Origin of the sequence: Pseudomonas sp. NDM (assembly GCF_003105095.1) — a bacterium.
Taxonomy (GTDB): Bacteria; Pseudomonadota; Gammaproteobacteria; order Pseudomonadales; family Pseudomonadaceae; genus Aquipseudomonas; species Aquipseudomonas moraviensis_A.
Map to the genome: position 1 here is coordinate 1 of NZ_QETJ01000131.1, position 14,246 is coordinate 14,246.

A 14,246-nucleotide genomic window follows, 5' to 3' on the forward strand; every position below is an offset into this window, starting at 1 on the left:
GCAAGCCTTTTGGGTTACCTTTTTGGCGTTTGAAAAAGGTGACCCGCCGTAAGGGCGGAACCTTAAGCAGCCGTTACCGCAGCAACGGATATGTACTCACTCAAAAAGACCCCCCCCCAAAAAAAGCCTTCGCGAGCAAGCTCCCACAGGGGTCATTCGGTCAGGCCAAAATCTTCGCCACGATAAATACCCCCTGTAGGAGTGAGCCTGCTTGCGATGGCGGTGGGTCATCCGGCATAACGGGTGACTGACACGACGTCATCGCGAGCAGGCTCACTCCTACAAGGGATTGCGATCAATTCAGAGTATGTGTTGAACCGATCTAGAGCTGTCGGCCCTTGACCTTCAGATGCCGTGCATACCACGGTCGCCGGGGGACTTTGCGGAACAGTTCGGTCAAGTTGTCTTCGTCGCCGAAGGTGATGCGCAGCGCCAGTTTCATGGTTTCCGGGTCCATCTCCACCGAGCGCCCGACTTGCAGGCCGGGCACGGTACTGCAGCCGTGGGTGTCGGGGCCGAGCCAAGGGTCGGCGACTTCCACCCAGCGCCCCGGTGCAAACCACGGCACGCCATTGACTTGCAGACGGGTCACCTCACCCGGATGAAAGCGCTCGTGGGCGCGGAACCAGTCTTCCAGGCGATCATCGATCCAGCCGTGGAAACGCCAGAACACCGGGTTCACATGGGAGGAAAACGGGTCGCCGAGAAAGTCGTTTTCCGGTGCATACCAGCGCGCGGCGAAATCCGCCTGATCGCGTGCCATCGGCACCGGAATGTCATTGGACGGATCACGCGCCACCGAAGCCCAGCGCATGTGCAGCCAGTCGTGCAGGCCCAGTTCGACTTCAGAACCGAACTGGCCGAGGGTCAATTTCGATAAATAACGCGGATCACGGTACTGCGATTCCCAGACCAGAAAATTGCTCTGGAAAGTTTCCGCCGCTTTGATGTCGCTGACCCATTTGGTGTATTCGTCATCGCCCTCGGCCAGCCAGGTCGGCGGCAGTGAGTTGCCGTCGTGATTGTCGAAATAGCGGGCGAAGCCCTGTCGGTCACGTTCCAGCTCTGGCTGCGGCTGCGGGAACGCTGGCCACGACGGCAAATCCTGCATCGACCGGGCGATGCCGAGCATGTGCCGATGCATGAAGAAAAAGTCCACGCCGGAGCCATTGCGATCCTTGCGTGGGCCACGGGCATCGCGCTCCTTGTCACGCGGCCCGGGCTGCCAGCCGATACCGCGCAGCGCTTCGCGTTTTTTCTCCGAGAGCTTGTGCCACTTGTCGCGCGTGGCGTGCCAGAGCTGATGGAACAACCGATGTTCGGGCGCCACCAGCCAGGCCAACAGTTGCGGATTGAGCCCGGTGCGTTCGCGGGCTTCGGGAAAGCGTCGCTTGATGGCGATGAACTGATTGTCCAGCTCGGGCAACGCCAACGGCCGATCCAGGCGCAAGACCTGCCCGGTGAACGTGGCGCTGCCGGCATTGCCGAATGCCGCCCAGACTTCATCCAGTTTGACTTTGAACTCATACACCGGTGGCGCTAACGGCGCATCGGTGCGCAGCAGGCGCCAATACATCTCGGCGCCGTTGCCCGGCGCCAGATCACCGATCACTTGATAACGCGCAGGCCCCTCGGCACGCAGATTGGTACCGGTGTCGAGATAACCGCGCAGCCCACGGCCACGGTGAGCGATGTCGAGAAACAGCTCCAGGCCTTGCGCCGGCAAGCCATCGAGCCCGGCCGCCGCACCGGTAAAGCGAATGTCCCAGACCCCGCGAAGATTGTCCGCCAGTTGTTGCCCGGCGGTGTCCGCCAGATCGACCGTGGCCTCGCCCGGGGTGATCGGAAACTCCTCGCGAGTCAGTTCACGATGTGCATAAAAAGCGGCAGGCAGCGCGGCGCCCGTGAGTGCCATGCCCGCCATGAACCAGCGTCGAGAGATCGTCATTGCCCTACCTGTGTCAGCCATGAAGCAGGCTTTATCCAAGCTAGAACGTTTGCTCGACGGGGAAATTTACGCTGCCGGCAAAACATCGCGACGGCGGCGCCGGGCATTTGTAACGCCGCCTAAATTAGCCACCCGGCCACTCGTTCTTCCCAGATAGCAAAGGCCCCTGCGCCTGTACCTCGACGGCGAACCTGAATGAGATGGCAATGACAAAACCGCGTTGGAAAAAGGCTCTATTCATCGGCCTGCCACTGGCCCTGGCGATCAGCGCCGGCGCAGGGTTTCTGGCCTGGGATTACTGGAACAACCCCGGCTACCCGGTGAAGGTGATGAAACAGGCGACCGAATTGCAGGATCGCCTGCTGTCGTTCGACAGCCACATCACCGTGCCGCTGAGTTTCGGCAGCCACGACCACGAAGCCGACAAGGATGGCTCGGGCCAGTTCGACCTGGTCAAGGCCAATCGCGGGCGCCTGTCCGGTGCGGCGCTGACGGTGTTCGGCTGGCCGGAAATGTGGAATGGCCCGAACGCCCCGCACCGCCCGACCGAGGGTTTTGTCGAAGAGGCGCGCAACCAGCAGGAAGTGCGCTACAAGATCATCTCCGGGATCGTTCGCGACTTCCCCAATCAGGCCGGCATCGCCTACACGCCGGATGATTTCCGCCGACTGCACGGCGAAGGCAAGTTTGCGATTTTCATCAGCATGCTCAACGCCTACCCGCTGGGCAACGACCTCAGCAAGCTCGACCTGTGGGCCGGGCGCGGCATGCGCATGTTCGGTTTCAGTTACATCGGCAACAACAGCTGGGCCGACTCGTCGCGACCGCTGCCGTTTTTCAATGACTCGCCCGACGCCCTCGACGGGCTCTCTGAGATCGGCAAACAAGCGGTGCAACGTTTGAACGATCTGGGCGTGATCATCGACGTTTCGCAGATGTCGACCAAAGCCCTTGAGCAAGTCGCCGAACTCAGCCGCACTCCGCTGGTGGCCTCGCACTCGGCGCCCCGGGCGGCCGTAGACATTCCGCGCAACCTCAGCGACAAAGAGCTGCAACTGATCAAGAACAGTGGCGGCGTGGTGCAGGTCGTCGCCTTCTCGCAGTACCTGAAACCGCTGACCCAAGGCACCCAGGACAAACTCAATGCGCTGCGTGCGCGCTTCGATCTGCCGCCGCTGCCCAATCTGGCCATGGCGCTGATGCCCGGCGATCCGATCATCACTGCCTGGTCGGAACAGAAGCTCGGCCAGTACGCCAGCGGCCTCTACGCGATCCTCGAAGAAGAACCGAAAGCCACCCTCAAGGATTTCGGTGATGCCATCGATTACACGGTGCGCAAGATCGGTATCGACCACGTCGGCATCGCTTCGGACTTCAATGATGGCGGCGGGATCAAAGGCTGGGAAAACGTCGGCGAGATCCGCAACGTCACCGCCGAACTGCTGCAGCGCGGCTACTCCGAAGCGGACATCGCCAAGCTCTGGGGTGGCAACTTCATGCGCGTCTGGGATCAGGTGCAGAAAGCCGCGAAACCGGCACTGGCGTCGCGCCAGGAGGTGGCCCGGCCATGACTGATCGCCGCACTTTTCTGAAACACGCCGGCCTGCTCGCAGCCGCCCTGCCCCTGGGCGCCAGCCTGACTGCGCCGGCGGCAATCGCTGCGCCGGCCGCTGCGCCGCGGGATAAATGGGCGCAGTTGCGTCAGTTGTTCGATCAGGATCCCCAGGCGATTCACTTCGCCAATTTCCTCGTCACCTCGCACCCCAAACCGGTGCGCGAAGCCATCGAACGCCATCGCGCGGCGCTGGATCTGAATCCGGGTCTGGCGATGGATTGGGATCTGGGCGTCACCGAGAAACGCGAAGAAAACGTGCGCAATTGGGCCGGCGAGTACCTGCAAGCCAAACCGGCGCATATCGCCCTGACCGGCAGCACCACCGAGGGCCTGGCGATGATCTACGGCAGCGTGCAAGTGCGCGCGGATCAGGAAATTCTCACCACGGTTCACGAGCATTACTCGACGCGCAACATCCTCGACTTCCGCAGCCGTCGTGACGGCACCCAGGTGCGCAAACTCAAGCTGTTCGACACCCCGCAGAGCATTTCTCTGGATCAGGTGCTCGACACGATCAATCGCAATATCCGCCCCGAGACCCGCGTGCTGGGCATGACCTGGGTGCATTCAGGCAGCGGTGTGAAGCTGCCGATCAGCGAGATCTCACATCTGGTCGACGAGCACAACCGTCAGCGCGACGACAAGGACAGGCTTATCTATGTGGTCGATGGCGTGCACGGTTTCGGCGTCGACGACCTGAGTTTCCCGCAGATGAACTGCGACTTTTTCATCGCCGGCACCCACAAGTGGATGTTCGGCCCGCGCGGCACCGGCATCGTCTGCAGCCGCACCGAAGAACTGAAATACGTCAGCCCCAGCGTGCCGACCTTCTCCGAGGCCACAGCCTTCTCGACCATCATGACCCCGGGCGGCTACCACGCCTTCGAGCATCGCTGGGCGCTGGACGAAGCCTTCAAGTTGCACCTGCAACTGGGCAAGGCCGAGGTGCAGACGCGCATTCACCAGCTCAACAGCTACCTCAAGCAACGTCTGCAGGAGCACCGCAACATCGAACTGGTGACCCCGCTCGATCCGCAGTTTTCCGCCGGTTTCACCTTCTTCCGGATCAAGGACCAGGACAGCGATGCAGTGGCTGCCTGGCTGATGCAGAACCGGGTGATCTGCGACGCGGTCAGCCGCGACGTCGGGCCGGTGATTCGTACCGCGCCGGGCTTGCTCAACAGCGAAGCCGAAGTGGATCGCTTCATGAACATCCTCGGCAACAAGCTGCGCGCCTGATCCTCGACTGCCGTTTTCCCTTTCAAAGAGACGACCCATGAAAAAGCCTCACGCGTCACTCCTCTCCAAAGCCCTGCCCGCACTGGCGCTGAGCGCCCTCTGCGGCGCACTGATGCCCGGCACTGCGCTGGCGGCGACCGCGCCCGCACCGGGCAAAGTGTTCAAGGACTGCAAAGACTGCCCGGAAATGGTCGTGCTGCCGACCGGCAGCTACACCATGGGCACGCCGGACGATGAAGTCGGCCGTCAGCCCGATGAAGGCCCGTTGCACACGGTGACCTTCAGCAAACCGTTCGCCATCAGCCGCTCGCAGGTGCTGGTGGGCGAATGGGACGCCTATGTCCGCGAGACCGGCAACAAGCCCTACGACTTCGATGATCGCCCCGGCCGCCGCTGCACCGCCGGCAAGCCCGAGTTCAAACAGACGCCCCGCGACCCGGCGGTGTGCATGAACGTCGCCGAGGCCCAGGGCTACATCGACTGGCTGTCGAAAAAGACCGGCCACGCCTATCGCCTGCAAAGCGAATCGATCCGCGAATATGCCGCCCGGGGCGGCAGCACCGGGCCCTTCCCGTTCCCGTTCGACGAGGGCAAGGATTACCAGATCGCCAAACACGCCAACACCTACGGCGCGGCCGACGGCTACAACTTCACCTCGCCGGCCGGCACCTTCCCGGCCAACGCGTTTGGTGTGTTCGACGCCCACGGCAACGTCTACGAATGGACCGCCGACTGCTACCACCCGGACTACTCCGGCGTGCCCGCCGACGGTCGCCCGTGGACCCAGGAAAACTGCGAGCGCCAGGTCATGCGCGGCAACGACTGGGGCGAGGCGCCGATCTTCTCCCGCTCCGGCAACCGCAACAGCAGCTGGCCGACCAGCCAGGGCGACTGGCTGGGCTTTCGCGTAGTGCGCGACCTCTGACAATGCCCTCGACGAGCGCAGCCCGTCTGCGCTCGTTTAAAGAAACTCCGCGACCATTCGTTTTCCTTAAGTACCGGCACTTTCTCCGCATCGAAGCAGGAATCCTCCATGACCAAGCCTACGCGTGGGGCGATCAACGAATTGTTCGCCCTGCTCAAGCCCTTCCGCCTGATCGTTTCGGCGTCCATCGTGCTCGGCATGCTCGGCGGCCTGAGCGTCACCGTGCTGCTGGCGACCATCAACAACGCCCTGCACTCCGATGACGGCCTGACCCGCACGGTAGTGATGATCTTCGCCGGACTCTGTGCCCTCGCCCTGCTGACGACGATCCTCTCGGACATCGGCACCAATTACGTCGGCCAGCACATCATCGCCAAACTGCGCAAAGAGCTCGGGGAGAAAGTCCTCTCGGCGCCGATCGACCAGATCGAACGCTACCGCAGCCATCGCCTGATTCCGGTGCTGACCCACGACGTCGACACCATCAGCGACTTCGCCTTCGCCTTCGCGCCGCTGGCGATCTCGATGACCGTGACCCTTGGCTGCCTCGGCTATCTGGCCATGCTGTCGTGGCCGATGTTCCTGATGATGCTGGTCGCTATCGCCATCGGCACCACCATTCAGGCGATTGCGCGGGCCAAGGGCATGCGCGGTTTCTATGCCGCCCGCGACTCCGAAGACGAACTGCAAAAGCACTACAACGCGATCGCCGAAGGCGCCAAGGAACTGCGCATCCACCGCCCGCGCCGCCAGCGCATGTTCGTCGCCGGCATTCAGAAAACCGCGGAAAAGATCTGCGACACCCAGATCAAATCGATCAACACCTTTGTCATCGCCAAGTCGTTTGGCTCGATGCTGTTCTTCGTGGTCATCGGCATGGCTCTGGCCCTGCAATCGCTGTGGCCGAGCGCCGACAAAGCGGTGATGAGCGGCTTTGTTCTGGTCCTGCTGTACATGAAGGGGCCGCTGGAACACCTGATCAGCACCCTGCCAATCATCAGCCGCGCGCAGATTGCCTTCCGCCGCATCGCCGAACTCAGCGAACAGTTCTCCTCGCCGGAGCCGCACCTGCTGCTGCAGGATCAGGGCAACAAGCCTGCCGCCGTCGAGAGCCTGGAACTGCGCAATGTGCGCTACGCCTTCCCGGCCGTGGAAGGCAGCGAACCGTTTCGCCTCGGCCCGGTAAACCTGCGCATCGAACAGGGCGACATCGTGTTCATCGTCGGTGAGAACGGCTGCGGCAAAACCACACTGATCAAATTGCTGCTGGGCCTGTATGCGCCGACCGAGGGCGAAATCCGCGTCAACGACAAGCCGATCACCGCGGTCAACCGCGATGATTACCGCCAGAACTTCACGACGATTTTCGCCGACTACTACCTGTTCGATGACCTGATTCAGGGCGATCGTGAAGTGCCACAGGATGCCACCCGCTACCTCGAGCGCCTGGAGATTGCGCACAAGGTCAGCGTGCGCGACGGCGCCTTCAGCACTACCGACCTGTCCACCGGCCAACGCAAACGCCTGGCACTGGTCAATGCCTGGCTCGAAGAGCGCCCGGTGCTGGTGTTCGACGAATGGGCCGCGGATCAGGATCCGACGTTCCGGCGGATCTTCTATACCGAGCTGCTGCCCGACCTCAAGCGTCTGGGCAAAACCATCATTGTGATTTCCCACGACGACCGTTACTTCGACGTCGCAGATCAGCTCGTGCGCATGGAGGCCGGCAAGGTCAAAAGCGAACTGCAACCCGCCTGATCGAGGCAGCCGCGAACGAGCCGGAGAAAAAACTTTTCCGGTTTGCCGCGGCTTCCTCGTCTTAATGAGATGAATAAGAACCATTAACAACTATACCTGCCAAGGTCTTAACCTCATGTCCGCATCCCGTTTCATGCTTCGCCCTCTGACTCGAGCCCTGCTGATGCACGGCGCGACCCGCACTCGCCTGGCCGGTAGCGGCCTGGGTCTGGCACTGACCCTCGCGGCGGCGCCCTATGTCCAGGCGCAGGAATGGACCCTGAACATCCCTGCCCAACCGCTGGCCCAGGCCCTGCAGACCCTCGGTCAGCAAACCAGCCTGCAAATCGTCTACAGCCCGGAGAGCCTGCAAGGCCTGCGTTCCAGCTCCCTCAACGGCCGCTATCAGGACGACGAGTCGCTCAAGGCGATGCTCAGCGGCACCGGCATCCGTTATCAGCGTGACGGCAACACCGTCACCGTGCTCGGCCCGGCCACCAGCGGCAGTGCGATGGAACTGGCCCCGACCAACGTCAACGCCAACCGCCTCGGCGCCACCACCGAGGGCAGCAACTCCTACACCACCGGCGGCGTGACCATCGGCAAGGGCGTGCATTCGCTCAAGGAAACTCCGCAGTCGGTCACGGTGATGACCCGCAAGATGCTCGACGACCAGAACCTCAACACCATCGAACAGGTGATGGAGAAGACCCCGGGCATCACCGTTTACGACTCGCCCATGGGCGGCAAGTATTTCTACTCGCGCGGTTTCCGCATGACCGGCCAGTACCAGTACGACGGCGTGCCGCTGGACATCGGCAGCAGCTACGTGCAGGCGGACAGCTTCAACAGCGACATGGCCATCTATGACCGCGTGGAAATCCTTCGCGGCGCGGCCGGCATGATGAAGGGCGCGGGCGGCACCGCCGGCGGCGTCAACTTCGTGCGCAAGCGCGGCCAGGACACCCCGCACACGCAGCTGTCGCTGTCGGCGGGCACCTGGGACAACTATCGCGGCCAGGTCGACACCGGCGGCCCGCTGAACGACGCCGGCACCGTGCGTGGTCGCGCCGTCGTCACCCAGCAGACCCGGCAGTATTTCTACGATGTGGCTGAACGCCGCGACCAGATCTACTACGGCGCGCTGGACTTCGATCTCAGCCCCGACACCACCCTCGGTCTGGGCATGGCCTATGAAGACGTCGACGCCACCCCGTGCTGGGGCGGCCTGCCGCGCTACGCCGACGGCTCCGACCTGCACCTGAAACGCTCCACTTGCCTGAACACCTCGTGGAACAACCAGCGCAGCAAACGCGCCACCTACTTCGCCGACGTCAAACACCAGTTCAACGACGACTGGTCGCTGAAAGTCGCCGGTGTCTACTCGCGCAACACCCAGGACATGGAATATTCCTTCCCGAGCGGCACCGTGCCATTGGGCGCCACCGCCACCAATACGCTGATGCTCGGCAGTACCTATGACTACGACCAGCGCGATTACGGTTTCGATGCCTACGTCGACGGCAAATTCGACGCTTTCGGCCAGCAGCACGAACTGATCGTCGGCGCCAACGCCAGCCGTTCGCACAAGGACGACTTCTACGCGGTGGCGGCATTGCCACAGCGTCAGAACGTGTTCAACCCGAACCACAACATCCCGCAGCCGGATGAAAGCTACTACCTGGCCAACGCCTCCCGTGGCGGCCCGGTGGACATGCACATCAAGCAATACGGCGCTTACTCGATCGCCCGCCTGAAACTCGCCGACCCGATGACACTGGTGCTCGGCAGCCGGGTCAGCTGGTACAAATCCGACACCGATTCGGTGCAGTACTTCCGCGGCGAAGGCACCGACGTCAACACCAAGTCCACCGAAACCGGCCAGGTCACGCCGTTCGCCGGCCTGCTCTACGACCTCAACGACAACCTGACCGCCTACGCCAGCTACACCGACATCTTCACCCCGCAAGGCTCGTACAAGACCATCGATGGCAGCACGCTCAAGCCGCTGATTGGCCAGAGCTACGAACTGGGGATCAAGGGTGAGTGGTTCGATGGTCGCTTGAACACCACGTTCAACCTGTTCCGCACCATTCAGAAAGATGCGGCCCAGGATGACCTGCGTTGCGAAGACAGTTCGTGCCAGATCAACTCGGGCAAGGTCCGCGCCCAGGGCTTTGAAGCTGAAGTCAGCGGTGAAGTGATCGAGCGCCTGCAATTGCTGGCCGGTTATACCTACACCCAGACCAAGGTGCTGGAAGACGCCGATGCGACTCAGGATGGAGCGGTCTACAACTCTTACGTGCCGCGTCACCTGTTGCGCGTATGGGGTGATTACGCCCTGAGCGGGCCGCTGGATCGGGTGACGATTGGTGCGGGTGTCAATGCGCAGACGGGCACCTACCGGGTTTCGCCTCTGGGCGGGGACAATGTCGATGGCGCGGGTTATGCGGTCTGGAACGGTCGCATTGGTTATCGGATTGATGACACCTGGTCGGTGGCGTTGAACGGCAACAACCTGTTTGACAAGCGTTATTACGCGACCATCGGGACCGAGGGGTTCGGTAACTTCTACGGCGAACCGCGGAATTTTGTGATGTCGGTGAAGGCTGATTTCTGATTGGTCTTAGTTGTGTGGAAGCCCCGCTTTGGCGGGGCTTTTTGTTTTTTGGGATTGGGGGCATATCCGTTGCTGCGGTGAAGGCTACTTAGGGTTCCGCCCTTACGGCGGGTCACTTTTTCCAAACGCCGAAAAAGTAACCAAAAAGGCTTTGCCCCGGCGTACGGCCCGCTCGCTGGGGCTCGGGGTACCTTCGTTACGGGACCGATCCGGGCGCAGCGGCTCCGGTTGGCTTCGCTGCACCTACACTCGCTGTGTACGACTGCGTCGTACGGTCGCTGCGCTCCCACGCCAGGATCGATCCCGTAACGAAGCCTGCCGAAGGGGCAAAAGATCGAGAGCCAGAGCAAAAGCAAGATCAAAAGCCAAAGCAAAAGCCAGATCAAAAGATCGCAGCCTTCGGCAGCTCCTACAGTTGGATTGGGTACCACTTCAAGAACTGGTCGGCTGACAGGCCGCCTTCGCGAGCAGGCTCACTCCTACAGAAAAGCAAAACAGCGCAGCTGCCCGCGGCGAAGCCGCACCACTCAACAATGAGCGCAAGCTCGAGTGCTGTTGATCTACGGGCGACGTCGGAAGGCTGAGTGGAGGGATTGATCCGGGTGTGGGAGCGCAGCGACCGTTTGGCGCAGCCAAACACAGCGAGTGTAGGTGCAGCGAAGCCAACCGGAGCCGCTGCGCCCGGATCGATCCCGCAGCGAAGGAACCCGAGCCTGCGAGGGCCGAACGCAGGAGCAAAGCGTTTTGGTTACTTTTGGGCGTCTGCAAAAGTGACCCGCTGTAAGAGCGGAACCGCCAGCCGCAGCACCGCAAAAATGGATATTCACCCAAAACCCCAAGCAGCCTGGTCGGCCCAAAGGCCGCCAAGGCCAAAAAAAAAGCCCCTCAAAACCGAGGGGCCCAAAAAAACCAGTCAGAAACCCAAATCAGGTCATCTGAATAATGGTCTGCATAATCGTGCTCTGCGTCGAAATGGTCTTGGCGTTCGCCTGATAGTTGCTCTGACCCTTGATCAGATCAACCAGCTCGTTGGTCAGGTTAACGTTCGACTCTTCCAGCGAGTTGGACACCACCTCACCCAAAGTACCGGTCTTCGGCGCGTCGTAACCCGGGATACCCGAAGCGAACGTCTCTTTCCAGCTAGTGCCACCCACAGCCTGCAGGCCCTGTTCGTTGGTGAAGCTGGCCAGCGCAACCTGACCGATCGCCTTGCTCTGGTTGTTGCTGAAGTTGGCAAACAGCGTACCGGTGCCGTCGATGGTCAGGTTGGTGATCTGGCCAGTGGCGTAGCCATCCTGAGTCGGAATCGTACGTGACGTATCAGCGTTGTACTGAGTGGTGTTGGCCATCGAGATGGTCACGCCATTTGGGTTCGCTGCCGCGCCGTTAGGCGTAAACACGCCATTGGTCACAGTGCCCGGCACCCAACCGGTCATCTTCAGATCGCTGCTGATGATCGGGTTGGCTGGATCCGCCGGGTTAGGCGTGCTCACCTGAACCAGCTTGCCGGAGCTGTCGAACGACAATGTCGAAGCAACCGGCGGAGTGGTCACAGGGTTGCTGCCGGTAGCGTCCGGGTTACGGCCATCGACCAGGGTGTAAACCTTCCAGGTGTTTCCGCCAGTCTTGACCATGTACTGATCCATGACGTGGGCATTGCCCTGAGTGTCATAGATCGGCGTGCTGAAGGACTTGGTGTAAGTCTCAGGCTTCGACGGGTCGAATTTGACGGCGCTGGCGCCGGTATCAACGATCACTGGCGAAGACGAATTGAGGTTGATGCTCGAGGTCACCGAAGAAGACGACTTCGGCGCCAGGTTCGAGGTGTCGATCTTCAGATCGGTCAACACGCCGTTGATGATCTTGCCGTTGGCATCCACACCGTAACCCTGCAGACGCGAGGTGTAGTCGGTGTTGGTGATGTAACCGGCGTTGTCGACCTTGAACGTACCGGCACGGGTGTACGAGATCGAGCCGTTGTTGCTCATGGTGAAGAAGCCGGAACCGTTGATGCCCATGTCCAGCACGTTGCCAGTGTTGTTGATGTCACCCTGGGTGAACTGCTGGGACACGTTGGCCAGGCGCACGCCGTTACCGATGACTTTGCTGCCGCTGCCCAGACGAGTCGACGAATACACGTCTTCGAATTCTGCGCGGGAGGATTTGAACCCGGCGGTGGCGACGTTGGCGATGTTGTTGCCGGTTACGTCGAGTTGTTTGTTGGCGGCATAGAGACCGCTAAGGCCGATGTTAAAAGACATGTTCCACTCCTTCGTGCCGGGTTAGTCGGCTCTATATACCAATGGTTTGTACTTTGGACAGGGCAACGGTGCCCTTGCCGGCCAGGTTGAGCATCAGCTCGCCACCGGTCTGGCTGATCGTCACGCTGTTGACCGTCGCTGGCAGGTAGGTCGCCAGGTCGGTCGCGGTGCCGTTGATCGGTGCGTTGGCCTTGAACGTGTAAGTGCCGACCGGAACCACGGTGCCGGCAGTGTCCTTGCCGTCCCAAGTGAAGCTGGCATCGCCGGCAGCGCGGCTGCCGAGGTCGATGGTGCGCACGGCTTTGCCGTCCTTGTCGGTGATGGTCACGGTGCCGCCGGCAATCGACGAAGGCACAGTGACCGAACCGGTCAGGCCTTTGCTCGGGTCATCGAGCTGGGCGGTGTTGGTCTGCACGATCACGTTGCGACCGACCAGCGACGACGCCTGCAGCGCCTGCGACGAGTTGTAGTTGCCGGCAAGGCCACTGACGGTGGAGTTCAGCGTGGTGATGCCTTCAAGGCTGCTGAACTGCGCCAGTTGCGCCACGAAAGCGCTGTTGTCCTGCGGGTCGAGCGGGTTCTGGTTTTTCAGCTGGGTGACCAGCAATTGCAGGAACGCATCCTTGCCCAGCGCCTGGCCGCCGGTGGCACTGTTGGTCGCCGAGGCGATGCCGCCCGGCGTCGTGCTGCTGGCCGTCTTCGACGAGTTGGCCAGGATGTCCTTCATGCTCAGGGTGCTGGTGGTGTCCGTAACGCTCATGGCATTCGTCCCTTATTACTGACCGAGGGTCAGTACCTTCTGCATCATGGTTTTGGCGGTGTTCATCATTTCGGCGTTGGTCTGGAACGAACGACTCGCGGAAATCATGTCAGCCATTTCTTCCACCACGTTGACGTTCGGGTAATAGACATAGCCCTTGGCGTCAGCGGCCGGATGGTTCGGCTCGTAGCGCGCTTCGAGGTTGCTCTGGTCTTCGACCACGCCAAGCACCTGCACGCCCTGCCCGGCTGCGTCCTGGTTCTGGAACAGCGAATCGCTGCCGCCGGCCTGGCCGCCCTGGAACATGGTGGCGAACACCGGGTGACGGGCGCGGTAGGTCTGGTCGATGCTCGACGAAACGGTTTCGGCGTTGGCGATGTTCGACGCCACGGTGTTCAGACGCGTGGTCTGCGCGCTCATGCCGCTGCCGGCAATGTTGAAAACGCTGGACAGGGACATGGATTATTCTCCGCGCAGGGCTGACACCAGCCCTTTGAATTTGCTGTTGAGCAAGGTGAAGCTGGCCTGGAAGCCGACCGCGTTTTCCGCGTAGTTCGACTGTTCCAGTTGAGCGTCGACGGTGTTCTGGTCGATGGAAGGCTGCATCGGCGTGCGATACATCAGCGACTCGTCGCCGTTGCCCAGCCCTTCAGCCTCGATGTGGCGGCTGTTGGTCATGTTCAGGGCAAAGTGGCCGCCGGTCTTGGTCTTCTCGGTCTGTGCTTCGAGCACTTTGGAGAAATCCAGATCCCGCGCCTTGTAGTTCGGGGTGTCGGCGTTGGCGATGTTGTTGGCCAGCACTTCAGCACGCTGGGCGCGGAAGCCCAATGCCTTTTCGTGAATGCCCAGCGCTTTGTCGAAGCTGATGCTCATGTCGGGAACCTTCAGGTGACCGGTTTTTCGTAACTGAGCTTTAGCAAGCGCCGTGCCAAATGGAAGAACCCCCGTATTCCGGGGCTTTGCGCCGAACAGGCAAAGCGGCAATGCCAGAAAAGCGGCAACCGGTTTCCGCTGGATGCCGCTTTTCTGCCGCTTGCCGTCCCTCTCCCTGACGCCGCAGATCCATTGTAGGAGTGAGCCTGCTCGCGATTGCGGTGTATCAGTCACTTATGTGGCATCTGGTAGACCGCTATCGCGAGCA

At 61.4% G+C, this 14,246-nt stretch carries 10 protein-coding genes; 5 read left to right on the forward strand and 5 right to left on the reverse strand.

What is annotated here, in order from left to right; translation table 11 throughout:
- Window positions 1-322: 322 nt before the first annotated feature.
- A complete protein-coding gene (locus tag DCO47_RS20760) occupies window positions 323-1,948 on the reverse strand; it encodes a PvdJ/PvdD/PvdP-like protein (protein ID WP_116658823.1) in 1,626 nt (541 codons plus the stop codon).
- A gap of 206 nt (window positions 1,949-2,154) precedes the next feature.
- Between DCO47_RS20760 and pvdM the strand changes: the two genes are divergently transcribed.
- The 5 genes from pvdM (at window position 2,155) to DCO47_RS20785 (ending at window position 10,084) form a co-directional block, all read left to right on the forward strand.
- A complete protein-coding gene (pvdM, locus tag DCO47_RS20765; RefSeq protein WP_116658824.1) occupies window positions 2,155-3,519 on the forward strand; it encodes a pyoverdine-tailoring dipeptidase-like protein PvdM in 1,365 nt (454 codons plus the stop codon).
- Window positions 3,516-4,802 carry an aminotransferase class V-fold PLP-dependent enzyme gene (locus tag DCO47_RS20770; protein WP_116658825.1) on the forward strand — a complete coding sequence of 429 codons (1,287 nt, stop codon included), beginning with the start codon at window positions 3,516-3,518 and terminating at the stop codon, window positions 4,800-4,802. The genes pvdM and DCO47_RS20770 overlap by 4 nt, the downstream gene beginning before the upstream one ends.
- 37 nt (window positions 4,803-4,839) lie before the next feature.
- Window positions 4,840-5,727 (forward strand): formylglycine-generating enzyme family protein, encoded by an 888-nt coding sequence (locus tag DCO47_RS20775; protein ID WP_116658826.1) that lies wholly within the window; start codon window positions 4,840-4,842, stop codon window positions 5,725-5,727.
- Between the two features lie 108 nt (window positions 5,728-5,835).
- The gene (locus tag DCO47_RS20780; protein ID WP_042608389.1) at window positions 5,836-7,485 is read left to right on the forward strand and encodes a cyclic peptide export ABC transporter; all 1,650 of its coding nucleotides are present in this window, start codon (window positions 5,836-5,838) and stop codon (window positions 7,483-7,485) included.
- A 115-nt stretch (window positions 7,486-7,600) separates the two neighbouring features.
- A complete protein-coding gene (locus tag DCO47_RS20785; RefSeq protein WP_177434362.1) occupies window positions 7,601-10,084 on the forward strand; it encodes a TonB-dependent receptor in 2,484 nt (827 codons plus the stop codon).
- A 926-nt stretch (window positions 10,085-11,010) separates the two neighbouring features.
- Here DCO47_RS20785 and flgE read toward each other — a convergent pair.
- The 4 genes from flgE to flgB are packed head-to-tail and all read right to left on the reverse strand — an operon-like array spanning window position 11,011 to window position 13,978.
- Window positions 11,011-12,345: a flagellar hook protein FlgE gene (flgE, locus tag DCO47_RS20790; protein ID WP_065616786.1), complete on the reverse strand. Its 1,335-nt coding sequence runs from the start codon at window positions 12,343-12,345 to the stop codon at window positions 11,011-11,013.
- A 31-nt stretch (window positions 12,346-12,376) separates the two neighbouring features.
- On the reverse strand, window positions 12,377-13,105 hold the full coding sequence (gene flgD / locus DCO47_RS20795) for a flagellar hook assembly protein FlgD (RefSeq protein ID WP_042607185.1): 729 nt from the start codon (window positions 13,103-13,105) through the stop codon (window positions 12,377-12,379).
- Between the two features lie 15 nt (window positions 13,106-13,120).
- Complete coding sequence (gene flgC, locus DCO47_RS20800; RefSeq protein ID WP_042607186.1) at window positions 13,121-13,564, reverse strand: flagellar basal body rod protein FlgC; 444 nt, start codon at window positions 13,562-13,564, stop codon at window positions 13,121-13,123.
- Window positions 13,565-13,567: 3 nt separating this feature from the next.
- Window positions 13,568-13,978, reverse strand: a complete 411-nt coding sequence (gene flgB, locus DCO47_RS20805; protein WP_016773613.1) for a flagellar basal body rod protein FlgB — start codon at window positions 13,976-13,978, stop codon at window positions 13,568-13,570.
- Window positions 13,979-14,246: the final 268 nt, after the last annotated feature.